The sequence below is a fragment of the Ruegeria sp. HKCCA5426 genome (assembly GCF_013034585.1).
In the GTDB taxonomy this organism is placed as follows: domain Bacteria; phylum Pseudomonadota; class Alphaproteobacteria; order Rhodobacterales; family Rhodobacteraceae; genus Ruegeria.
Genome location: NZ_WQGH01000018.1, coordinates 1 through 22,325, shown reverse-complemented (window position 1 = coordinate 22,325; position 22,325 = coordinate 1). Strand labels below are relative to the sequence as shown.

Annotated in this window: 18 protein-coding genes and 6 pseudogenes; 15 read left to right on the top strand and 9 right to left on the bottom strand. The window is 52.0% G+C overall.

The window, feature by feature from the left end; all coding sequences use genetic code 11:
• Window positions 1-330: 330 nt before the first annotated feature.
• Window positions 331-1,338: a UDP-glucuronic acid decarboxylase family protein gene (locus GOV87_RS19505; RefSeq protein ID WP_254447428.1), complete on the bottom strand. Its 1,008-nt coding sequence runs from the start codon at window positions 1,336-1,338 to the stop codon at window positions 331-333.
• 318 nt (window positions 1,339-1,656) lie between these two features.
• A pseudogene (locus GOV87_RS20505) lies at window positions 1,657-1,801 on the bottom strand (IS5/IS1182 family transposase); the annotation flags it as partial.
• Between the two features lie 218 nt (window positions 1,802-2,019).
• Here GOV87_RS20505 and GOV87_RS19490 point away from each other — a divergent pair.
• Both GOV87_RS19490 and GOV87_RS19485 read left to right on the top strand, forming a co-directional pair.
• The gene (locus GOV87_RS19490) at window positions 2,020-3,363 is read left to right on the top strand and encodes a UDP-glucose/GDP-mannose dehydrogenase family protein (RefSeq protein ID WP_171212890.1); all 1,344 of its coding nucleotides are present in this window, start codon (window positions 2,020-2,022) and stop codon (window positions 3,361-3,363) included.
• Window positions 3,364-3,880: 517 nt separating this feature from the next.
• A pseudogene (locus GOV87_RS19485) lies at window positions 3,881-4,024 on the top strand (IS481 family transposase); the annotation flags it as partial.
• Between the two features lie 14 nt (window positions 4,025-4,038).
• Here GOV87_RS19485 and GOV87_RS19480 read toward each other — a convergent pair.
• The 3 genes and pseudogenes from GOV87_RS19480 to GOV87_RS19470 form a co-directional block, all read right to left on the bottom strand.
• Window positions 4,039-4,254: pseudogene (locus GOV87_RS19480) on the bottom strand (transposase domain-containing protein); the annotation flags it as partial.
• Window positions 4,255-4,403: 149 nt separating this feature from the next.
• On the bottom strand, window positions 4,404-4,667 hold the full coding sequence (locus tag GOV87_RS19475; protein ID WP_171212874.1) for a hypothetical protein: 264 nt from the start codon (window positions 4,665-4,667) through the stop codon (window positions 4,404-4,406).
• Window positions 4,582-4,902, bottom strand: coding sequence for a transposase DNA-binding-containing protein (locus GOV87_RS19470; RefSeq protein ID WP_254447427.1), 321 nt, complete (start codon window positions 4,900-4,902; stop codon window positions 4,582-4,584). Before GOV87_RS19470 ends, GOV87_RS19475 begins: the two co-directional genes overlap by 86 nt.
• 125 nt (window positions 4,903-5,027) lie before the next feature.
• Between GOV87_RS19470 and GOV87_RS19465 the strand changes: the two are divergent.
• Window positions 5,028-5,344, top strand: a pseudogene (locus tag GOV87_RS19465) (IS481 family transposase); the annotation flags it as partial.
• A 224-nt stretch (window positions 5,345-5,568) separates the two neighbouring features.
• Here the strand turns inward: GOV87_RS19465 and GOV87_RS19460 are convergent.
• On the bottom strand, window positions 5,569-6,306 hold the full coding sequence (locus tag GOV87_RS19460) for a hypothetical protein (RefSeq protein ID WP_217360912.1): 738 nt from the start codon (window positions 6,304-6,306) through the stop codon (window positions 5,569-5,571).
• Between the two features lie 200 nt (window positions 6,307-6,506).
• Between GOV87_RS19460 and GOV87_RS19455 the strand changes: the two genes are divergently transcribed.
• From GOV87_RS19455 to GOV87_RS20500, 8 genes and pseudogenes are all read left to right on the top strand, one after another.
• Window positions 6,507-7,571 carry a Gfo/Idh/MocA family protein gene (locus tag GOV87_RS19455; RefSeq protein ID WP_371813546.1) on the top strand — a complete coding sequence of 355 codons (1,065 nt, stop codon included), beginning with the start codon at window positions 6,507-6,509 and terminating at the stop codon, window positions 7,569-7,571.
• Between the two features lie 2 nt (window positions 7,572-7,573).
• Window positions 7,574-8,551, top strand: coding sequence for a hypothetical protein (locus GOV87_RS19450; RefSeq protein WP_171212886.1), 978 nt, complete (start codon window positions 7,574-7,576; stop codon window positions 8,549-8,551).
• Window positions 8,552-8,581: 30 nt separating this feature from the next.
• Window positions 8,582-9,208 carry an SIS domain-containing protein gene (locus GOV87_RS19445; protein WP_171212885.1) on the top strand — a complete coding sequence of 209 codons (627 nt, stop codon included), beginning with the start codon at window positions 8,582-8,584 and terminating at the stop codon, window positions 9,206-9,208.
• Between the two features lie 2 nt (window positions 9,209-9,210).
• Window positions 9,211-9,999 (top strand): inositol monophosphatase family protein, encoded by a 789-nt coding sequence (locus GOV87_RS19440; RefSeq protein WP_171212884.1) that lies wholly within the window; start codon window positions 9,211-9,213, stop codon window positions 9,997-9,999.
• Window positions 9,890-10,702 (top strand): cytidylyltransferase domain-containing protein, encoded by an 813-nt coding sequence (locus tag GOV87_RS19435; protein ID WP_217360911.1) that lies wholly within the window; start codon window positions 9,890-9,892, stop codon window positions 10,700-10,702. The genes GOV87_RS19440 and GOV87_RS19435 overlap by 110 nt, the downstream gene beginning before the upstream one ends.
• Window positions 10,703-10,712: 10 nt before the next feature.
• On the top strand, window positions 10,713-11,633 hold the full coding sequence (locus GOV87_RS19430; RefSeq protein WP_171212883.1) for a phosphoglycerate dehydrogenase: 921 nt from the start codon (window positions 10,713-10,715) through the stop codon (window positions 11,631-11,633).
• A gap of 121 nt (window positions 11,634-11,754) precedes the next feature.
• On the top strand, window positions 11,755-12,654 hold the full coding sequence (locus GOV87_RS19425) for an SMP-30/gluconolactonase/LRE family protein (RefSeq protein ID WP_171212882.1): 900 nt from the start codon (window positions 11,755-11,757) through the stop codon (window positions 12,652-12,654).
• Window positions 12,655-13,136: 482 nt separating this feature from the next.
• Window positions 13,137-13,811: pseudogene (locus GOV87_RS20500) on the top strand (transposase); the annotation flags it as partial.
• 52 nt (window positions 13,812-13,863) lie between these two features.
• Here GOV87_RS20500 and GOV87_RS19410 read toward each other — a convergent pair.
• Both GOV87_RS19410 and glf read right to left on the bottom strand, forming a co-directional pair.
• Window positions 13,864-17,415, bottom strand: coding sequence for a glycosyltransferase (locus GOV87_RS19410; RefSeq protein ID WP_171212879.1), 3,552 nt, complete (start codon window positions 17,413-17,415; stop codon window positions 13,864-13,866).
• A 96-nt stretch (window positions 17,416-17,511) separates the two neighbouring features.
• Entirely contained in the window at window positions 17,512-18,681 is a 1,170-nt protein-coding gene (gene glf, locus GOV87_RS19405) for a UDP-galactopyranose mutase (RefSeq protein ID WP_254447426.1), read from the bottom strand.
• A gap of 500 nt (window positions 18,682-19,181) precedes the next feature.
• Here glf and GOV87_RS19400 point away from each other — a divergent pair, with 500 nt between their 5' ends.
• From GOV87_RS19400 to GOV87_RS19385, 4 genes and pseudogenes are all read left to right on the top strand, one after another.
• Window positions 19,182-20,036: a 6-hydroxymethylpterin diphosphokinase MptE-like protein gene (locus GOV87_RS19400; RefSeq protein WP_171212878.1), complete on the top strand. Its 855-nt coding sequence runs from the start codon at window positions 19,182-19,184 to the stop codon at window positions 20,034-20,036.
• A gap of 650 nt (window positions 20,037-20,686) precedes the next feature.
• Window positions 20,687-20,851 (top strand): annotated as a pseudogene (locus GOV87_RS19395) (helix-turn-helix domain-containing protein); the annotation flags it as partial.
• A 257-nt stretch (window positions 20,852-21,108) separates the two neighbouring features.
• Entirely contained in the window at window positions 21,109-21,675 is a 567-nt protein-coding gene (locus tag GOV87_RS19390) for a transglutaminase-like cysteine peptidase (RefSeq protein ID WP_171212876.1), read from the top strand.
• 50 nt (window positions 21,676-21,725) lie between these two features.
• A complete protein-coding gene (locus tag GOV87_RS19385) occupies window positions 21,726-22,034 on the top strand; it encodes a hypothetical protein (RefSeq protein WP_171212875.1) in 309 nt (102 codons plus the stop codon).
• 64 nt (window positions 22,035-22,098) lie between these two features.
• Here the strand turns inward: GOV87_RS19385 and GOV87_RS20360 are convergent.
• The coding region (locus GOV87_RS20360; protein ID WP_217360910.1) for a hypothetical protein at window positions 22,099-22,325 on the bottom strand (227 nt) is incomplete at its 5' end.

Here is a 22,325-nt window from a genome sequence, read left to right as displayed (position 1 = left end):
TAGGTTATCGGAGACAACTACAAATCTGGATCCATCAAACCTCTCTCGCATTAGGAGAGACAGTCTTAAAAGCATTTCGCCTTGAGGCGTATTTCCATTTGTTAAGAAGAGGCATCTTTTTCCCACTATCGGCCACCCTCAATAGATCTTTCTTTGTTCTCTAACTTTCAAACGATTAATTGAACAAAGTATAGGTGAAATAAGCAGCGCACATGTTGTAACCATCGATGACAAAAAGAGCGGGAACGCAAACCAATTCAACAAGTCAGGATGTGCGGCGGGCGACCGGTTCGCTTGATCTCGAAAGAAACGCCGATGCCCCAACGCACGTCATGTCAGCTCTACCTCTCCTTCGGACAACAGCTTGTCAAAATACTCAATCGTCCGGACCAGTCCGTCGCGAAGCTTGACCTCGGGCTCCCAACTAAGAGACGATTTGGCAAGTGATATGTCGGGTTTCCGTTGTTTCGGGTCATCTTCTGGCAGCGGTTCGAACGCGATTTTTGAACCCGTACCAGTGAGCTCTAAGACTGCTTCAGCTAGTTCATGGATTGTGAATTCAACCGGATTCCCAAGATTGATCGGCCCAGTGACGTCTGCAGGGCTTTGCATGAGGGCAATCATACCCCGGATCAAGTCATCGCAATAGCAGAACGAGCGCGTTTGTGAGCCGTCCCCGTATATAGTTAGATCCTGGCCACTCAGCGCTTGGACGATAAAGTTCGAGACCACGCGTCCGTCTTGCGGATGCATACCTGGCCCATAGGTGTTGAAGATCCTCGCCACCTTGATTTCCAGACGGTGTTGTCGCCAGTAGTCAAAAAAGAGGGTCTCGGCGCATCGTTTGCCTTCGTCGTAGCATGAGCGGATGCCGATTGGATTTACGTTGCCCCAATATTCTTCGGGCTGCGGCGTGATTGTTGGGTTTCCGTACACTTCCGAAGTCGATGCCTGAAGCACGCGTGCCCCGGTCCGCTTCGCCAGCCCCAGCATGTTGATGGCGCCATGCACGCTGGTCTTTGTGGTCTGCACTGGATCCCTTTGGTACAGTATTGGACTCGCTGGGCAAGCCAGATTATATATTTCGTCAACTTCAACATAGAGCGGAAACGTCACGTCGTGACGGAGCAATTCGAATTTTGGTTCACCGAGCAGGTGAGCGACGTTCGACCGCCGCCCCGTGAAAAAGTTGTCCAGGCAGAGAACCTCATATCCGAGTTCAATAAGCGCTGTGCAAAGGTGCGTGCCGAGGAAGCCGGCGCCACCCGTGACAAGTACCCGGCGTGCTGTAGGGTTGGATAACGTTCCTGTAGCCATATTGAGACTGTTCCGCGTCATTGGTCTAATCCAGAGTGTGTGCTGGAAATGGGTGGAAACATCAAGCTAAAATTGTCCATCATCCTCGTTCTCATTCGGCAAAGATAAAGATGAAGAAAACAGAAACCTGTCCACAAATGGCAATGCCGATCGAACGGTTCTTCGGCTGTCTAAACGCCTCGTTTCGACGAATTGCCACCCGATACGAAAAAATACCAGCCAACTTCATGGCAATGATCAAACTCGGATCTATAGGACTATGGTGCCAGTTTTGCGAGTCCGCTGCCTGAGTAGAAAGGGCAGGACAAGTGTTTCAACGATATGGCTTCCGGTAACTTAGGCGGCCCTGTTCTCTGGAGTTCGCTTATCAATCCTGAGATGGAGCTTGCGCCAGACCCGTCGCTTGGGGCCACTTGGTTTGCGGGCCTGCAAGTCGCTTTCGCCTTCAACCTTATGTGCCTGTGCTGTCGATTAGTATGTGCAGCAACCACGTCGATCGCGCCTGGCGTCTTGGCCGCTCAACTGGCCGATACCGTCCCGGTTGCCTTACGCGTGGCCGGATTCGTGACGTCGATCGTCTTTCCGCTGTCGTCTTGAGCCCACCCATCCGCCTCCCGTAAATACCACGAGATTTCTCTTTGTATGCCCCTTTGAACAATTGTATGTCAGAGCGCACAATCACGGGTTCGCAGGAGCGATTAAATGAAAATTACCATGATCGGCACGGGCTATGTCGGCCTCGTCTCGGGCGTCTGTTTTTCGGATTTCGGGCATGACGTCGTCTGCGTGGACAAAAACCCCGACAAGATCGCGTTGCTCCATTCTGGGGAGGTTCCCATCTATGAGCCCAGACTCGCCTCGTTGATAGCAAGGAATGTAGAGGCGGGGCGGCTCTCGTTCACGACTGATCTCGCCACCTCGGTGGACGGGGCGGACGCGATCTTCATCGCCGTGGGTACCCCGACCCGTCGCGGCGATGGCCATGCCGATCTCGCCTACGTGATGGCCGCCGCTGAGGAAGTCGCGTGCGTCATGACCGGCTACGGCGTCATCGTGACAAAGTCGACCGTGCCCGTTGGAACCAATCGCAAGGTCAAAGAAGTCGTGGCCATGGCCAACCCCGAGGCAGCATTCGACGTAGTCTCCAACCCCGAATTCTTGCGCGAAGGGTCCGCGATCGACGATTTCATGCGCCCCGACCGCGTTGTTGTGGGTATAGAGACCGAGCGCGCGGCCGAGGTCATGGCGGAGGTTTATCGCCCACTCTTCCTGCGCGATTACCCAATCATCACCACTGATCTTGAAAGTGCGGAGATGATCAAATACGCCGCCAACGCCTTTCTCGCGACCAAGATAACCTTCATCAACGAAATCGCCGCGCTATGCGAACGGGTGGGTGCGGACGTCAAGGAAGTGTCCAAGGGCATCGGGCTGGACGGGCGGATAGGCAACAAGTTTCTCCACGCCGGTCCTGGCTATGGCGGATCGTGCTTTCCCAAGGACACGAGCGCGCTGGTTCGGATCGGGCAGGAACATGCCGTTCCCCAGAGCATCGTCGAAACCGTGATTCGCGTGAATGACGGGGTAAAGGGACGTATGGTCGAGAAGCTGCGCGATCTCTGCGACGGAACCTTCAACGGCAAGACTATTGCCGTGCTGGGCGTGACGTTCAAACCTAACACTGACGACATGCGCGACGCCCCCTCTCTGACGATTGTGCCGGCGCTTGTGGGCGGTGGCGCCAAGGTGCGAGTCGTGGATCCGAAGGGCTTTCGTGAGGCCGAGGCGCTCTTGCCAGGCGTCATTTGGATGGACAACCCCTACGAGGCTGCGCAGAACGCAGACCTCGTTGTGCTGCTGACCGAGTGGAATGAGTTCCGGGCGCTGGACCTCAAGCGCCTTGCGACCAACATGGCCACCCCGCGCCTCGCCGATCTGCGCAACATCTACTCTGCCCACGACGCCTACCGCGCCGGCTTTGAGGCCTATGAAGCGGTCGGGCGCGGCGCGTTCGGGCCGGAGGGCAGAAAACTCGCGGCCGAGTAACGATCAGGTCGTCACATAGGATTGCGCCGCCACGATCAACTCGGCCAGAGTATCGGCATTGCCGATCTGTTACGCGATGAGAGGGACGAGCAGCGTATTCATCGCGTGGCTTTCGACCTTGCTTTGGGCTCAATCGGATCGGCCCTAACTTGGGTGTACAATTTCTTTCAAAGCGAAGGACCTCACTACCAAAACCGATCACTTTTCAAGTGGGATTGAGTAACTTCGATTTCCCATCTCAGCTTGGATTCGTGGTGGAGTCCGCCCTCATGCCTCGCGTCATGTTTCATCCTATTACGTTGAGAGGATCGCCAGCACCATTGCGGGCAGGTTGTTGAGACAACGAGGTTGGTTAAGTCTGATGAACGCGATTGCTTGAATAGCCGCTATACTCTTTTAGGTAGGCACTCCATTCAATCCACAAGCTTCAGACTATGCAGCGTCTTGTAGTGTAGATATGAACGTACCTGCGAAACATCTTCTTTAAGCTCAAATTTGGAGAAGGAGGATGTAGACGATGACAGAGGACAAGCGAGAGATCCGTCTTAGTTTGCGTGTTGTTGAGCACGCTGAACAGATCGGATCAGTGAGTAAGGCGTGCCGGTATTTCGGGATTGTGCGCGCCAGTTTCTATCGCAGGCGACATTTGTATGACAGCCGTAAGCTTAACCCCGATCACACGGTGCTTTGATAATTCCATGGCAAAAGATCGTTGATCCGAGACGGCTTGTGCCCGTTGGCGATACCTGGAAGCCTTGCGGTGAGCAAAGCATGGGGATCGACAGCATTGAGCTTGCAAGTTTCAATGAGGGACGCGAGTACCGCCCAGTTTTGTGCTTCGGTATCGTGACCGGCAAAGAAGGCGGTTTTTCTGTTGAGTGCCAATTCCCGTTCATTCTACCCATTTTGGACAGTTTTAACGTATCCTATATCGGTGGCACGCTTTTTTTAGCTGGGACGTGAGGGTTTTCAGGACCATCAATCGCGGGGATGGCCAGCATCTCGGTCTCGAACGACTTGTCGCCGTGTTGTGTTCGGTGTCAGTTGGCGCAGTATTCTGCCTGGAAGCGTCGCGCCTGGCCCGCAATGGGCAGGGCTGGCATCACATGCTGGAGCTCTGTGGCGTAGTAGATGCGCGTTTCGTTGACCATGTCGGCTATATCGATTGGGAGGAATATGAACGCAATCAGGCGCAACTGGCCAGGAACGCTTTCGGACTTAATGGCGGGAGCAATTCCGGTCGCGGCGGTGGTGCGCTCCTTCCCGGTCTCTTTTGCAGTGCGAGATACCGGCGGCGGTTGCATGAATACGCAAGGCAGAGGCGGCGAAATGGCCCTCCAAAATCTTGTCTTCGCTGACATTACTTTTGGAGAATAACCGGTAAGCGGCTTTGGTATTCGACCAGGCCTGGAATGCCGTGGGTAGTGATTTCCCTGACCGTTCTCCGAGAGCCTCCAGCATTGCTCCCAGTCGCCGGTTCAGCCGAGCGTCAACCAGCTCACACCCGGAAGTTTCCGTTTCCACCCAACTCCGCCCCATGCCTGCAACTCAATCTTTTGGTGCCACTTGACGAAATATGACCAGCTCAATTCGGGCAAGACCAAGGTTTGTGTCTGATTCAATTCGCCACACCACTTATGGGTAGCTGCAAGGTCAGAACCACGGTTACGAAGTTCCCGTTCCGGATACGCGAGATCAGGACCGACAATGGCCACGAGTTTCAAGCCAAGTTTCACTGGTATGTCGAAGACAAAGGCATCCGCCACGCCTACATCAAATCCAGCTCGCTTCAGTTGAATGGAAAGGTGGAAAGATCGCACCGACCCGACCAGCAGGAATTCTGACAGCTTCTCAACTACAAAGGAGACGTCGATTTTGAGGCTAAACTTGATGAGAGGGAGCGCTTCTGCAACCTGGCGCGGCCGCACGGCCCGCATACGGTGGCAAAACGCCCTACGAAGCGCTTCGAGAAAAACTATAAAGGAGCCACCAGATGTCTCGCTGAAACGCGCACCTTACAGTCATCGGACTTCAGTTGCGCAATTACAAAATGGAGAGCCGGAAAACCAAAACCAAGATCACTGTCAAATCCCTCAACCGCATCACCCGTCTCGGTCGAGCGGGCTGTGAACGTGTCACACAACAAACCGGGGAAAGGGGCGAATACCGCCTGAAGACTCTTTATGCAACATTGTCGGTCGCGCCTCAGATCAAGTTGAGGCCTACATCCCAGTCCAGGGCTTTGACACGCAGAAAATCGCCAGTTGCAACTGGGAAAGCTGGGCTGAGACCACCTGTTGCAACCCATTGTCCTGGCAGTAGCGGCGCGCCGAAGGCGGTCGCAACCTGAAGAAACTCGAAAGCAGCTCCTAGCGGACCATTGGTTAGATTGGTGGAACTGCCGGGTGGAGTTTCCGCTCCGTTATGCCACGTTCGGCATGAAAATTCCTGTTTCAAGGCAGTTTGATCAAATGGAGTGATCCCGTCGATCCAAAGCGCACCGGCTCCGGCCCGGTCCACGATCTGTCCGTTCAGATTTGCTTTCAACGCTTCTGGAAGAACCGTTGCAGGAATTTCAAACCCGATCGACATGCGGGAAAACTGCACATCAGCAGTATTGTTGCTCGGCGCAATTTCGAGCATGATCTCCGGTTCAGCCAGCGGAGCATTGAGATGTGCAACTGGAATGGACGAAGTTCCTAGGAACAACTCGTCTGGACGCAGCGGGCCAATGAAACTGTTTGTGTTCCGGAAGACTTTTCGCGACCATGGATTGGCCCCGCCGACTTTCCACGCCGAAATTTTTTGCATCTGCGCAAAGCTGATTGCATATGCGTCGGACACGCTTTCTGGTATGTCTGACTCTTCCAGTAGAGCGGGGCGCCCTGCTGTTCGGGCGCGCGAGAGCGTTGCGCAAAGGTGTTTTGAGTGTTTTTGATCCATAGTTCTACTGCAATCCCCTGTATCGAGTAATCCATAACGTTGAATAAGCGTAGTGCAACGAAGTTTTGCCCAATCGGCGAGTGCTCACACCATGGAAGGAATTCCAACTTGCTCAGGGTTCGCAGCCTGATATATTCGTCAGGATTTGGCGTTCAGACTTTATTGCACGGTTTCAGAACGTTGCTTGGCACTTTGCCGCGATGAAGAGAGACTTGTTCATGACCTTGCGTGTGGCCATCGTAGGATATGGAAAAATGGGACGGATTCGTCACGAGGCCATGGAACGTCATGGCGGGTTCGAAGTGGTAGTAGCCTGCGACACATCGCAGGATCCAGATGCAAATGTTGCCATGGTTACTGACCCTTTGGCTGTTTATGACTTCAATCCGGACATCATTGTTTGCAGCGTCCCAAACATGATGATCCCGGATGTGGTTTGCACGGCGCTGGAACGCGGAAAACATGTGTTCTCGGAAAAACCACCCGGTCGTAGCTCGGGTGATGTGCGCCGCATGATAGTAGCTGAGCGCGCGGCAAAAGATCGGGTTTTGAAGTTTGGCTTCAATCACCGGGTCCATGACGCGATAGAAGAGGCAAAGAAGTTGATCGACGCTGGCACAATGGGCGAGCTCTATTTCATGCGAGGCGTTTACGGCAAGGCGGGCGGCCCGGGCTATGCGCAGAATTGGCGCAACGATCCGGCACAATCTGGTGGTGGCATTTTGATTGATCAGGGCATTCACATGCTAGATCTGTTTCAGATGTTTGCTGGTCGTTTTGAGGATGTACAAAGCTATGTCCAGCGCAATTTTTGGACAGATGTCCCGGTTGAAGACAATGCTTTCGCGCTGATGAAGAACGCCGATGGCATCGTTGCCTCGGTCCACTCTTCCGCAACGCAGTGGCAACACACGTTTCGGCTCGAGCTCTACTTACGCAATGGTTTTGTTTCGGTGGACGGCATCCTCTCGGCTTCGGGCAGCTATGGAACAGAGGTTCTAACGGTTGCGTTAAACAGGTTGGATACAAGCGGAAATCCAATCCCGAACCCGGAAAGTCAGGAATTGCGCTTTACGGAAGACAAATCCTGGGACAAGGAAATCACCGAGTTTTATGACGCGGTTGTAAAGCACGAACCGTTGCGCTGCGGTACATCTCAGCAAGCGTTGGATGTGATGGAACTGGTCGAGAGAATTTACTCTGCCGATCCAGAGTGGCATCGAATACTGCAAGACCAAACTACTCTTTCCGATCAGGCAGTCTGACAATGCAAACACCTGTTTTTCTTGATCATCTTCCGGATGTCAGCACCGTCACCGGGGAAAAGCCTGCCCAATACCGTCTTGCTCGTAACAAAGCACTGTTAGAGTTGATGCTGGATGGCGACACGACGTGGACGCGGCGTCAGAATTGTCCGGCCTGCGGCGGAGATTTTGCCAGAAGCAAGAACTTTTCCCAGACACTGCTGGAGTTTCAGCGGTGCACTGATTGCAACACCATTTATGCTCGGCGCGTTCCCAGCCAGCAAACGCTGGACCGTCTGCGGCTTGATATCATCAGTCAGAAAGAAGCCGGAGATACAGGCAATAACCGCGAGTTCGAATTCATCTCGCTTATGAACTGGATAAGCCTCACTGAAGCACGGCTGCAGCTCCTGCTTGATACGGTTGTCGATATTCGGTTTGCCTCGCAGGCGACCGCATGGCCTGAATCGACACGGCGGTTAAGCCACAATCGCAGTTGGGATTTTCTGCCGCTATCCCCCGAAAACGCTGATTTTGAGGATATCGGCGAGCGTCTGAGGAACATAGCGCCCCGGGCGGTCTTGATGCCTACAGAGCTGGACCGGGTTGCCGATCCTGAGACCCTGATACGGACGATCAAGCAATCGGTCCCCGCCGGAACGATGATCTTCATTGCCAGTTCCTGTGCGGACGGTCTGGAGTATGAAATCCTGGGGGCGGATTCCCCTAGCTTTATCCCGCTGGATCGGCTGACCGTATTTTCCATCAAAGGATTCCAGACTTTTTGCGCACGGATCGGGCTTTCGGTACTTGAAGTTTCAACGCCCGGTCGGCTGGATGCCGTCATTCTGGATCGCTACTTCAAGACCACCGAGAATTCTGATATCCCGTTCTGGTCTGGCTTTTTTCGAGAGGCAGACCAGAACCGCTTGCATGACCTACAAATCCTGCTACAGCGCAGTCTGAGATCCGGGGTTCTGCGCTTTGTCCTGGAAGCCTAAGAGTGACCCATCTTCGAAGGATGAATGGATATGAGAGACTTTTTCCCAAACAAACGTTTTTCGAGTTGTGAAAGCTTTGCTGGCCAGTACTTCGACACACTCTCCAAGGCGGTAGCATTAAGCAACATGAGTGCATTGGATCAGATTAGTGCGTTGCTAATCGAAACAATCCAGGCGAGCAACTTCATTTACATCTGCGGCAATGGAGGCTCTGCCGGTATTGCCAACCACTCACTGTGTGACTTTTTGAAGTGCGTACGTACAGACACAGAGTTAACACCGCGTTTCATGTCGCTTTCCGCACATACTGAAATGAACTCGGCGCTGGCTAATGACATTTCATATGCCGAGGTTTTCGCCTACCAGCTGCAATCCATGGCCAGACCCGGTGATCTACTATGGACCGTAAGCTCGTCAGGAGACAGCGAGAATGTTGTCAGGGCGCTCGAAGCCTCCAAATACATTGGTATGAAGTCCATCTCGTTCACCGGGTTTTCCGGCGGGCGGTCAAAGGACATGGCGGATGTGAATGTGCATGTTGAGGCCACAAACTACGGCGTCATCGAAGACATCCACATGTCGTTCATTCATATTCTGACTCAGTATCTGCGCATGTCGAACATGGACGAAGCACTTATTGCCGAACGAAAGTTCTGACCATGCCCGGTCAGCCAGCGCCCGACGGCTTACATGCGGCGTTGTGCGCCGCACTTCCTGGTTGGGTGAAAGAGGTATTCAACGAGCGGCCGGAAATCTGGAGCAAAGGCTCTGATGGTTTGGACTTGGTCACCAGTCTGGACCTGAACATGCAAAAGCTGCTTGAGGTCAGGCTGCCGGAACTGCTTCCCGGTTCCGCAGTGGTGGGAGAGGAAGACTACCGCCCGCACGAAGGTTCTGGTCCGCTCTGGTTGGTTGACCCGCTGGACGGGACCGTCAACTTCGTTGCCGGAGTTCCTGTTTACAGCGTTGCAGTGGTCTTGATCGTCGACGGCGAACCGGCGCTTTCTGCTGTCTATGATATCGTGCAAAACGATCTTTATTCGGCCCAGAGTGGCAGTGGCGCACTTCTGAACGGGGCAGTTTTGCATCCTGCCCCCGGGCAATCAAAACTGGCGGTCGTGTCCTCGGGGTTGCTCAAGGATTTTGCAACCGTCGCGCCTGACGCGCTTGCACAGTTGTTGACCGAGTTCAAACTGCGCAATTTTGGTAGCCAGGCCCTGCATTTGTGCTATGCCGCTACGGGCAAGGTCAGCCTTGTTGCCAGTCGGGAAGCAAAGGGTTGGGATGACATGGCAGGCGCCCTGATCGCTCAGGAAGCCGGGCTGCGCTATGCCAGCTATGACCCCGGTGCTGCGTCGGTGCCGCTGGACAACGATCAAAAAAGCCTATGTGCGCCTCCAGAAACCTTTGAAAAGCATAAGCCGCTATTTGCACGCAGTTGCGCCTGAGTTGGCTATCGATGGGAAGGAAAATATGAAAACAATTGCAATGATACCGGCGCGCATGGGCAGCCAGCGTTTGAAGAAGAAGAACCTTGCCCCGCTGGCAGGGCAGCCGCTGATTACCCATGCGATTGAAAAATGTAAGGCCTCTGGCTGCTTTGACGAAATCTACGTCAATTCGGAACACGCGGAGTTCGGACCCATCGCCGATCAGTACGGTATCAAGTTTTACCAGCGCCCCGAGGAGTTGGGCAATTCAGTCGCAACATCAGAACAGTTTGTTTATGACTTCCTGAAAAACGTCGATTGCGACCTTCTTATTCAGGTGCATTCGATCGCGCCTTTGCTGACAGCCGAAGAAGTAAAGAACTTTGCCGAGGCGTTTATCGCATCGGACGCGGATGTGATGCTCACTTGCATCCAGGACCGGATTGAAGTGGCGTATAGAGATCAGCCTGTGAACTTCACGTTCAAAGAGAAAACCAACTCCCAAGATCTGGAGCCCACCCAGCGCGTCACCTGGTCTATCACCGGTTGGCGCGCAAAGTCCTATATTGAGGCAGTAGAAGCTGGCACCATCGGTACTTACAATGGCAAGATCGCCTTCTACCCAGTGAGTTCGATCTCGGGCCACGTGATAAAAACGCAGGAAGACCTTGATATCGCCGAAGCTCTTTTGGGCGCTCTGGCAAAACGCAAAAACGCATAAGGGTTCAGTCATGCATGTGCTTGTTTCCAACATCATGATGATAAACGAAAAAGATCGTTTTGACGCGGTTTTGCGGGAAAAAGGGTTGCTGCCAATCTGGCCCGAAGTGAACCAGTTCATGGCCGAACAGCAGTGTCTGGAATATGCCCAAGACGTGGATGGTTGGCTCGCCGGTGATGATCAGATCACGAACACCGTTCTTGAGTCTTATTTGCCGCGGCTCAAAGTGATCTCGAAATGGGGTACCGGTATCGACAGCATTGATCTTAAAGCAGCGCAGCGCCTGAACGTGCCGGTCTGCAATTCGCCGGGCGCGTTCCGGGATGCGGTCAGCGAATATGCCATTGGCCTGTTGCTTGCCGCGACACGCCGCCTAGCGCGCACCGATCGGATGATCCGCACGGGTGAATGGCCGAAGGGGCGCTTTCCCGGAATGACAGGAAAGACCATGGGTGTTGTAGGCTATGGCGCCATCGGTCAGGGGGTGGGCCAAAGGGCGCGCGGACTGGGCATGAATGTGATTGCGCATGATCCCCATATGGATTCAACTCCGGACGGCACGCAGATCGTTTCGTTTGATGACCTGTTGGATCAGGCCGATGTGATCTGTTTGTGCTGCAACCAAACGCCTGAGAACTATCATCAGATTAACGCGGATACGCTGGAAAAAGCCCGTGATCAGGTGATCCTGTGCAACGTGGCGCGCGGCGGACTTGTGGACGAAGCGGCGCTGATTGCCGCGCTGCAAAGTGGCAAAGTCGCCGCCGCAGCGCTGGATGTTTTTGAACAGGAACCTTTGCCCACCGATCATCCGCTGCTGCAGTTCGAAAACGTTGCCGTTTCAAGCCACAATGCCAACAGCACCGTGCAGGCTATCGAATATGTGCATGAAAACACGTTGAATAATCTGTACCGGCACCTGGGGTTGTAATCGTGCGGGGTGCTATGCAAGCGGGATCGACGGCGAGAGGTGAGTTTGGTGACCGACCTCATGTGACGGGTATCAGGCTGTCTTGGAATACGTCTGAGGCGCGTTGTTGTCTGGATTTTCTATGACCCATCAAGCGAAGATTTTTGATGATCGCCCCTGTACCCTTGGCGAAGGCCCCATCTGGCATCCGGAGCGCCAGCAGCTTTTCTGGTTTGATATCGTCAATTCGAAACTCATGTCGCGCATCGGAACCCAGTCCTTTAATTGGCAATTCGACCGTAATGTCAGCGCTGCGGGTTGGATTGACCGGGACCATCTGCTGATTGCCAGCGAAACCGGGTTGAGCCGCTTCAATCTCTTGTCAGGGTCCGAAGAAATGCTCTGCGACATCGAACCCGACAACCCGTTGACGCGCTCCAACGACGGTCGAGCCGATCCCTGGGGTGGCTTTTGGGTCGGCACCATGAGCAAATCCGGAGATACAGGCATGGGAACGCTCTACCGCTGGCGTCCGGATCGCCATGGGGGCGGCGAGTTGCAGGTTTTGAAGCGCGATATGAGCACTCCCAACTCCATCTGCTTCGACCATAGCCGGGGCTGCGCGTATTATTCCGACACCAAAACCCGTATAATCTGGCGTATCCGGGTTGACCCCGAAACCGGTTGGCCATTGGACGAAGCGGCGATTTTTGTCGATTTGCGCGCTATAGATGACCATCCGGAACGCAAACCGGACGGTGCTGTGGTGGATGCAGAAGGATGCCTGTGGAGCGCTCAATGGGGTTCGGCCCGCGTCGCGCGCTACAGCCCCGAAGGTGCTTTCCTGTCCGCGATTGATCTCCCAACCGGCCACACGTCTTGCCCTGCGTTTGGGGGTCAGGATTTTCAGCAACTCTTTGTGACGACGGCGCGCCAGAATGTACCCGAAAATCGTTCGAAGTGGCTTGAACATGCCGGAAACACGTTTCTTGTTCATTTGGATGTTCGTGGTTGTGCTGAACCGCGCGTTATTCTCAAATAACAATGTGCTAACCTGACTTTGTGCAAACCTATTCTGCGGGCGATTTGAGCCAATTTTCAGTGCAAATGCCCAAAGATGCTGGGGCGGTTCTTAAAAGTGACAGCCGCAACTGTGCGAGAACCGAATGGTCCACGAACTCTGACAACAGTTTATTGCCTTAGACAGACAGACGACCAACTTAGATCAAGTGGGTCAAATAGGCTTTCTCCGATACACTTAGTAGCATCCAGGACGTTCAAAGAGTCCCGCAGACGAAGACAGAATAGTAGCCGACATGATCGAACCGACCCATAAACACGGTCGATATGGCTATCTCAAGATCGTTGCACTGCTGAGAGAGGCGATAGGCTGTCTGAATAACCTCAACTCAACGCCAATGGGACAGTTTAAGTCGACTTGATAAGAGGGGGTTTCTGGCTCATCGTAACCGCCAAGGTGTGGAGATGAGAAACAAACCCGGAACCAAGCACCGCCACGGCGAAAAGATCAAGGATCTGGACATTAATGAAAGTGAGCTTTCTCCAAGTGAATCGGCTTTTTGCTTCACCGGCACAGAAAAGTGCTTGCCGTCAGAAGCTTCTGCCTATCGCATCCTCAAGTTCTACGATCTGATCATTAGCCCGGCCTAAGTGGTTGTGTCAGCCGCAGACGAGTTCCAGGGCAGGACAACACGGCCGAACAAGCTATGGCAGACCGGCTTTACCTATCTGAAGGTGATCCGCTGGGGCTGGTTTCATCTCAGCACGATCATAGACGATTACAGCCGATCCATCATCGCCTGGAAGCTCTGCACAACGATGAAGGCCAGTAATGTTACCGATACGCTGGACCTGGCTTTGCAGACGTCGGGCTGTGCCCAGGCGACCGTCTGCCACAAGCCGCGGCTGCTCAGCGACAACGGGACCCGCTTGACCTCTGGCCAACTTGCTGAATGGCTGGAAGAGCAGGAAATCGATCATTTTCAAGGGGCGCCATACCATCCGTAAACTCAGAGAAAGATCGAGCGCTGGCATCAGATTGTCAAGAACCGAGTCTTGCTGGACAACTTCTACCTGCCCGGTGATCTCAGGCAGCGGATCGACGCCTTTGTCGAATACTACCGCCACCGGTGCTATCACGAGAGCCTGCAAAACCTCACACCGGCTGATGCCTACTTCTGAGCGCGGCCATCTGTCCCGAAACCCTTGACGATGGACACCTCCACAGTTCCTAATTGCGACGGCCACGCAAAGTGCGAGAGGCGCGCTTCAAGGAACGGGCCAATCCGCGCGCATATCGTTTCGAAGACCTAAAGATACGTTTATGCTTCTTTGACTTGTCTGCCTTTGGTCGCATCCAAGCGGTGTTCCGTGAACCGCCATCCGATAGAGTATTGCGCGACCCGGAAACAGCTTTCGGAGTCTCACCGCGCAAAGCGGATCGAATAAATCCGACTTTTTCGGGCGACATGTAAGAGAACATTGACGCGAGGTCGTCGCGTTCAAAGTACTCCTCGTCCCCGGAAAGGAACAAGTCCGGGATACCAGCCAGATAAGCCTCTTTCAAATCCTCCGGCAATCGGGTCCAGGCAAAGTGCAGAAGGTGGATTTTGTAAGGAACGTAGTATTTTTGGAACTCGTCGTAGCGACCGAATTTGGTAAAAATTTCATTCATCAGCCGGACAGCGTCCAGCATTCCGATCACACGCGGATTGACCGATTGGGTCATTGAGTTTTGGTTTATTCGAAACTTGTAAAACGGCTTGTTGAGCACAAATATGTTCTGGCTGGAAAGCAAGGTGCGCAAGTTTTGTGGGTTGTCATCGAAATTGGCGCAATCGAGATCGAAATAGAGGTCCTTGTCGCGAAAGAAATCGGCCTTGAACACCTTTGCCCAAGGAAAGGGATATTGTGCGAACAGGCGCTTATGCTGCTCTTCCATCTCAAAAAGCCCCTGCTGCGGCAAATAGTTCTGAAATTCGCGATGCCTAGGCCGGCCTGTTTTGGATACGTTGTAAAGCTCGTCGAAAAAGAAATACAGCACATCTGCCTGCGTTTCCTGCATCGATGACAGCAGCTCTTCATACGCGGTGGGGACCAGCAGGTCGTCGCAGTCAAAGAAGTGCAAGTAAGCGCCTTTGGCTTGTTTTACCCCAAGGTTACGAGCGGAGCGTTGGTTGGGTTCTTCCTGATAAAGCGGCTTCACACGCGGGTCACGGTGGGCAAAATAGTCCAGTATTTCCTGCGACCCGTCGGTAGAGCCATTGTTCACGCAGAGAAGTTCAAAGTTGCCAAAACTCTGCGACAGTATCGATCCGATGCAATCGACCAGATATTGCTCGCCGTTAAACACCGGCATGATGATCGAAAGTTCGGGCGTTTCCTCGGCCGACGGTAAAGCCTTGTAATGCGCGTTCAGGGCAATCTGTTCGGCTTCCAGATGTGCAGGCCCGGATGCTTTTAGCAACGCATCAATGTCTTCCGCGACCATTGACTGCGGGCGACCAAATTCTGCACCCGAAACGGAATAAACGTAGTATTTCAGAAGCCGCGCGACATGATCTTCGAATGACGTCTTTTGCTCCGACGTTAAGCCTATCTGAAGGGCATTCAAAACATCGTCTCTGAGAGCGTCTCTACCGCTCAGTTCATAAACTGCACCGGACCCGCTCAACTGGTTGCGCCCAAGCATCAAAACAGGGATATCCCGCAATAACGCTTCGTAGTTGCTTTGCGAAACCTTGACCAGTGCTAGGTCGGCAACCTCTAAACAGTCGTCAAGGTTAACGTCCTTGAGGACTGTCACATTGGGGTACTCGTCTCCCAGGTCCAGTCCGCGCGTGATCAAAATGGGATGGGGCTTGTAGATCAGGTGGATGTCCGGATCGCCCGCAAACGCCTCGGACAAGTTGCGAACAACATCTTCATTATCGCTGAAAAATGGGGAATGATAGGTCCGGGCGTTGTCGTCGTAGGGCACATGGCCGGAAAAGGCACAATTGCTGCCGATATAGGCGACTACCTTTTTCCCTGAATTCTTTAGCCTCAAAAGCTGGTTCGAAACGGATGGCGAAACATCGATTTTGACGTTCCGCGTTGGCCGATCACACCGGGTCTTCTCGAGATAATTTTTGGCGGCCAACCTGTCGGCATCCGCCAACGGCAATGCGTTGAAGGCATCAAAATTCTGGGCGACCCAGCTTTCGCCCATGTGACCAAGGCAATCAAAGGCCAATGTTTCTGGAAGAACACCGAGTTCCATGGTTAGAAACGGGATGCCGCGTTGCTTGCAAATTTGCCTAAGGATTCGCGAGCACAACAAATAGGCACCCCAGCCAACAACGACATTCGGTTTGTAGTAAGATATTGCTTTACTTAAATAAATATATGCTGCATTCGCCACTGCGCGGGCATTTCTTTGCGAACATCCATATTCCTTGACCAAAGCGGCGATCGCATCCGAAATTGCCTCTTCGGGAATATCGCTTCGTCTAAATCCGAACTGGCGGCCAAAACGATTATTGAAAACCGTGCGTGTCACATGAGCCAACAGGTCAGGCAAATCCTCCGCGATCAGCCCGTCATTGCCATTGGCGTTTATGTTTCCATCGATAACCGCTAGGTCAAATTCGTTGTTGTCGAGGAAATCCGCCAATGTGCCGCGCAGTGGGCGATGACTACCGGTGTCGAGCCAAGAAAAGAACAGCATCCGCTTCTTTTGGCTGTCGGCTGTCAACTTCATCCATTCTTCGCGGGCTGCAGTTTTGGTCTCTATGTTGTGCTCTGTGAAAAACGGCGACGAGGCGTCAAACGGGTCGTAATCGGTTAACTGGCGGATTTCATCAAACCGTTCCGTTTGCTCTTCCACAAAGAAATATGCATTTTCGTCGACCATATAGGATGGTGCGATTGAACGATAGCCCCTCCAAGCTCCACCCGCGAAGTGCACAACATACGGTTTTTCATTTGTTTTCTTGTGAAAAAACTCTTGCGGGCTACGCTCGTCCAGCAGATTTTCCCCGCCGTTGCATAGATGCAGGACATCCCCTTCCTCAAACAAGCGGAACAGCTTGGGATCCTGGGCCCGGATCAACCGAACCAGATCCTGATCGTGCCAGAGGCAGTCCCGGAACAGTTCGATGTGACAGCTTGAGAAAAGCTCTTCGACCCGCCGGAATATCGAACGCATTGTCCTGGGGGCAGAGATCACAAACCCGATGTTTATTTCATGCTGGCCAAAATCCAACCCGTCGCTTGCGTGAAGTCGGGAATAGTGGGCATTTTTCATCCACAGGTTGGTGCCCGGCAAATTTCTGTTTTCTTCTTGCCAATACCATAACGCATCTGGATCAGACTGAGCGGTACGATGAAACAGGTCATTTATATCACGCTGAAAGTAAAGATCGTTGTCGCACAACGCCACAGCGTCATAGTTTCGACCGAACTTTTCCACCCAATCATTGATGATCAGCTTGCTCATTCTCTTGTTGCGGTACAGAAGAAAAGCGCCGTCTTCTTCCAGTTTTCCACGCAGGAATTCAGGTTGAGATCGAGCTATGTCACGACGGTATTTCCAGTTCTGGAAGCTGGTAAGTGGATTGATCAGAAAGCGGATTCCACGGCTTTCGAGGTATTCCTGACACCCTGCGCTCAGATGGGTAGAGATGACCCACAAATCCCCATTGAAGTTACCTTTTTCCGGGTCGAACAGGGACTCTATCATCAAATTGGCTTGCGCCACATGCATGGTGTTGGCTGTAAAAACAATTGCGTTTTTAGACATCTCGAAAATTCTCATTACCGAAAGATTTTTGCATTGAAAGTTCTTTCTGATCGGGCCGGCGACGCAATACGTTAGATCGCAATTGCACGACAATTTCTATACGGGTCTGATAAAAAATGCTGGTGCTTCTTCGCCGTCAGTCATTTTAGCCTCGAACCCACGGGCGGTATCCAGAGCCTCTCTAATCGTCACGTCCATATCAAGATAGCGGTATGTACCAAGTCGGCCTACAAACGTTACGCCGCGAGTGGCATTGGCAAGATCAAAATACGCGCTCAGCAGTTCTTTTTCTTTGAGTTGGCGAATAGGGTAATAGGGAATATCTCCGAACTCTGCCGAGCGCGAGAACTCACGATAACAGACAGAGCTTTCGTGTTCTTCCCAAGGTGCAAAATGCTTGTGCTCTGTAATGCGCGTGTAAGGTACGGACTCTTCGCCGTAATTCATTACTGCGCATCCCTGATAATCCCCGTCATAGTCAAACCGTTCGAAATCAAGCGTTCGATATCCCAGCCGCCCCAACTCAAAATCAAAATACTCGTCGAGCGGACCGGAATAGAACACATGATCATAACCTTCTCCCATCGCGCGAGCGAAGCTTGTGTTCAGGTGAACCGTGATTCCGGGATGGTCCAATATCGCCCGTATCATCGCACTATAGCCGTTTTTGGGCATGCCCTGAAATTTGTGAAAGAAGTAATTGTCGTCATAATTGAAACGCACCGGTAGCCGTTTCAGGATGGAAGCAGGCAGCTCAGACGGGTGCATGCCCCATTGTTTGATCGTATAACCCTTGAAAAAGGCTTCATACAGATCTTTACCAACAAAACGCAGCGCCTGTTCTTCAAAAGTCTTTGGAACAACAATGCTGCTGTCCGCCTGTTCTTCGGCGATAAATCTCTTTGCCTCGTCCGGCCGCATTGTTTTGCCGAAAAACTGATTGATGGTGTGCAAATTGATTGGAAGCGAAAAAACGCTTCGCTTGCCACTTGGATCACGAGAGGTCGTCTTAACCCGGTTTTTAAAGGGCAGGAATTCTTCAAACCGGTTGACGTAGCCCCACACTTCGTCATCATCTGTGTGGAAAATGTGTGGGCCGTACACATGGAGCATTATGCCGGAGTCAGGATCGCGGGCAGTATGACAGTTCCCACCGATGTGATCGCGGCTGTCGACTATAGTAATATCATGCCCAGCTTCGGCTAAATGGCGCCCGATTACGGCACCTGAAAGCCCGGCCCCCACCATCAGATATTTCTTTGTCATGCCCTGCCCAACCATATGGTCTTATCAGCGCAAGTGTTAATTGAGTACCTGTCTTTACGCAATCACACTTGTGGGATCTGACCGGTGCCCCAAGGCCGCGAAGGCGACGCAGCTAAACAGTTTGGATTAGAGGCAAGAATCTGCACAAGAATCCATCAGAAACAAAAAGCGCCCGTCTTCCCGGCGTACCCTTTTAGGCAGCTGAAAAGCTAGAAATGAGTAGCCACCGAAGACGATCCATGACCAAGGCCTGTCTTTTGCTTTCGCTCCAACGGGGAGCTGCCACAGAAGTAGATCCTAGTTCTCTTGCGACGACTTGAGTATTATTACGAACTCATTTCCAACACGATCCCTGGTCGCGCTGTCTTCTGGACAACCCTGTACGGGTTGTTTAAGGGTACTTGATGAGTGGAGCTTAGAGTTTTGCTAAAACTGCCTCGTTGTCACTAGAACTAATGGCCGCTCAAAAGGTTATCAAGTTTGGAGCTCGGTAATTTTTAATGGTTCCACTATGGAAAATCAAAAGAGAGTTGCAGCGTGCTTTTGTGCCCGGGTATCGCACCAGAATTTACTCACATGTCAGTAAGCGGGATAAAAACTACCTAAACGGATTGACCAAAAAATACGCACGAAATAGATGTTTTATCATTGGGAATGGCCCAAGCCTTGCCGCTTCGGACCTTGAAAAGATAAAGGATGAGATATCTTTTGCTTCCAATAAAATCTTTCTGATTTACGACCAAACATCCTGGCGCCCCAATTTCTATTGTGTTGAAGATAAGTTGGTTTTTACTCAGTGCCTTGATGAAATACAAAAACTGTCTGGGTGCAAAAAACTGTTTCCGGCCAATTTGTTTTCTGACGCTAAGAAATTCGAAGGTGCGGTGTGTTTTCCTTTGATACCACCCAAAAATTGGGATAACCCGCTGGAAGATCCTGAATTCCCTGAGTTCAATCCAGACCTGACCAGCGGGATCGCGTGGGGGTCAACAATCGTTTACACCGAGATACAACTAGCGATAGCCATGGGTTTCACCGAAATCTGCCTGCTGGGTCTGGACCACCAGTATACCGACGGTAAAGTCTCTGAGGGCGAAAAGGGTGTTATGGTCAGCGACGGAGAGCAGAACCACTTTCACCCGCTTTATCGCCTTCCGGGGGAAAAATGGCACTCACCAAATTTGCATGTTCTGGAGGTTTCCTATGCAAAAGCCCGCTCGGAAGCGGAAAAATTGGGTGTGCGCATTGTCAATTGTTCCAGACGCACGAGGCTGAATGTCTTTGAGAGGGAGGAACTGGAGAGTGTCCTAGCCCGTAGCTCGAGTGGTAAGCCCAATTTGACTGGTCAAGTCTAATTGTTACCGCATGATTGGGTTTTGGTCCATCGGAGCAATAGTATCTTTTGCCCGCAGGCGAAAACCCAGTGCTCTGCGCGGTCTCTTGGCGAAGAAACCAAACTGGCGGAGGCCATCGGGTACTATCTCGTGTCGATCTAAAAGTGCCCTTTAGACACAGACCCATAGTCTGTCATCAATAACTTTTTAGACCGCAAAGCGGGAATCGGCTAAAAAATCAGCGAACTAGCGCTGCGAACGTAGAGCGAATCCTGCCAAGAAACAATCGGCCGCATACTGCCCACAATAGAAAATCTCATTTCTCGCCACAGCTCCGTCAAATGGTCCAACGAATCGGGATATTGGAACCAAGGACTTGTTCCTAAGGCGTTAAGCTTGACGCAGTTCTAAGTAAACTACGGTCAATTGCCGCGATATGGGATGTGCTCAGCTAGGGCGGCACCGCTAGTACAGTCTATTTACACATCACGAGATTACATCGATCACAAAGTTGATACGGTTGGTAAGCAACCCGCCGAGAAATCTTGCTGTACGAAACTCCTCTGAAAACTAGACCATCCCGCTTGACAGCTTCCAAGAAATTATAGGAATAGGTGAGCCTCCCCACCTGAACTGGTCCGTCGTTATGCTTAGGAAACGGAGGACCAGTAATGGCTATCAAGAAACTTAAGCCCGAAGAGATTGTCTCGAAGTTACGGCAGGTTGAAGTCTTGATGGGGCAAGGCATGTCCCGACTTGATGCGATCAGGAAGATCGGCGTTGTTGAGCAAACATATTACCGCTGGCGGAAGAGGTTCGGTGGAATGGGTGTAGATTAGTTGAAGGAACTGAAACGGCTTCAGAAAGAGAACGACGGAAATGAGGACTAAGCCTCAGTTCACTTCAGGTAATGCAACTGTGCCAAGCGGGCTTTGAGGTTTCCTTGTGGTAAGTTATATGGTGTGATCCGCTGCAATCTTGGGCTTCAAAAACCAAATTATGTCACGATCGAAGTTTTCGGTAACATAGATGAGATTTGACGCTTTGTCCTGATATAGGCTAGTTTGAATGATTTAAGGAAGAATTGTCAAAAATGATTATGCGGATAGATCTTTTAGCTGGTCTTTGTGGTATTTTTTGTACCCTGTCGACTGCATCCATTGCGGACACAATCATGCACCTGGGTCGAGAATGGCCGGCGCCAAAAGGGTTTGAAGGTGTTTGCTCGAGTTATCCGCCAATTTGTCAAAAATCACCGCACCCTCATCAGATTACCGATGCTGAGTGGAAGAAGATAAAAAAAGTAAATCAAAGTATTAACCAAAAAACTCCGGAGGTGTCTGACAAGAGCCAGTATCACGTTCTTGAAAAATGGGCTCTGCCCTCGCACCTAGGTGGAGATTGCGAAGACATAGCGATGCTCAAGAAGGTTGAGCTTCAGAAAATGGGCATCTCTCCGGATCACTTACTTCTCGCCACAGTGTTGGATCTTCACCACGAAGGGCATGCGGTATTAATCGTTAGGACATCCAAGGGAGATTACGTCTTGGACAACCTGACCAATCGGGTGCTTCCTTGGAACAAAACTCACTACGCATTCATCGAGGCGCAAGACCCAAACGACCCAGCGCGATGGAATATTGTCTTGCAGGACCGGTGACCTGCAGACTTCGTATCGTGAAAGCTATAGGCTCAAAGCGTTCGCATCGAATGTCAGACTTCAGAGAGAAAGTTGAAAGAAAAGGCGTGATCGGTGTTCTTGCAGTTAGCACCATATTCGTTGCCCCCACTTCCACTTCTGCAATAGCCTTGAGCGAGGATGAGAAGGCTGCGTTAGCCACTACTGCCATTGTGGGAATTGCAGTTTGGGTACATAAGAAGTACCGCTACAACGAAGGATGGGAACCAACGAATTCTGAAGCAAAGGCACAGTTTGAACGTGGCTACGGAATTCAATACCACAGCGAACAATGTAAGCGTGTCAGTCAAAATGAACTGTACGAATGCCATGCCATCTAGTTGACCAGGCAACGAACAATCGAGCATGACACTTTTGTTCGAGCGGCCAGATCCCGCATTGACGTCATCGGCAGCAGCGATTACGGGAAAAGCGGCCGGTAGCAATTATTTGAGTTGTGGGCACATTTTCGATTTTCTCATTGAATTCACCTGTCACGACGCAAGCTATTAAGTTTCTGTCAATGTTCACGCAGCCAGCAAACAGGATATTGTAAGTGTGAAGCATGCATTTCATTTGAGCAGCCTCATCTGACTGGTCCAAATTGATTGTTAGTGCATCGTCGGCCTGTA